Below are 593 nucleotides of genomic sequence, written 5' to 3'. Positions count from 1 at the left end.
TCCCATTCCGAACTCGGCCGTGAAACGCTCCAGCGCTGATGGTACTTCGTCTCAAGACGCGGGAGAGTAAGTCGCTGCCAGGTCTGCCAAATGCATGTCAAATCTTCTCCAAACGACAAAAGGCCCGCACCAAACGGGACCCGCGGGCCGCATCGAGCACAATCGAACGCGGCCCTTTGCTTTGGAACGAACGCCGCAGGCCAGTCCTGCACACTACCTTGACGCGGGGTGGAGCAGCCCGGTAGCTCGTCAGGCTCATAACCTGAAGGTCGTTGGTTCAAATCCAACCCCCGCAACCAAACATCAGAACACTCCCGCGAGCCCAGCTCCGGGAGTGTTTTTGTTTGGCGGCGTTATCTCCGGCCTGCCGCTCAACCCAACTGAGCAGCGTGCCCAGCTCCCGTGCAGAGTTGCCTTCATCTCACCGCGCTTGACACCGGGCGTCAGCACGATCTTCGCGATCAAGGCGCGCAGCGCTTGCGCCGCCTCTTGACGGTCGTCCGCATGGTTGAGCGCTTCGGTTAGATGCGCCACTTTCTTCGCATAGACTGTCGAAATACTTGGCAGAAGCTCAGGCAAGTCTTGTGGGGTAG

At 59.5% G+C, this 593-nt stretch carries 1 tRNA gene, 1 rRNA gene and 1 pseudogene; 2 read left to right on the top strand and 1 reads right to left on the bottom strand.

Going from position 1 to position 593, the window contains the following annotated elements:
- Together rrf and C7I85_RS30285 are read left to right on the top strand one after the other, a co-directional pair.
- Window positions 1–83 (top strand): 5S ribosomal RNA (gene rrf / locus C7I85_RS32450); the annotation flags it as partial.
- A gap of 139 nt (window positions 84–222) precedes the next feature.
- A tRNA-Met gene (locus C7I85_RS30285) sits at window positions 223–299 on the top strand.
- 4 nt (window positions 300–303) lie between these two features.
- On the opposite strand, the pseudogene C7I85_RS31470 reads toward C7I85_RS30285, so the two are convergent.
- Window positions 304–593, bottom strand: a pseudogene (locus C7I85_RS31470) (hypothetical protein); the annotation flags it as partial.

It is taken from the genome of Pseudaminobacter soli (ex Li et al. 2025), from assembly GCF_003012705.1.
Lineage (GTDB): Bacteria > Pseudomonadota > Alphaproteobacteria > Rhizobiales > Rhizobiaceae > Pseudaminobacter > Pseudaminobacter soli.
The sequence above is the reverse complement of the archived record's forward strand: the minus strand, read 5'-3'. Positions and strand labels throughout refer to the sequence as shown.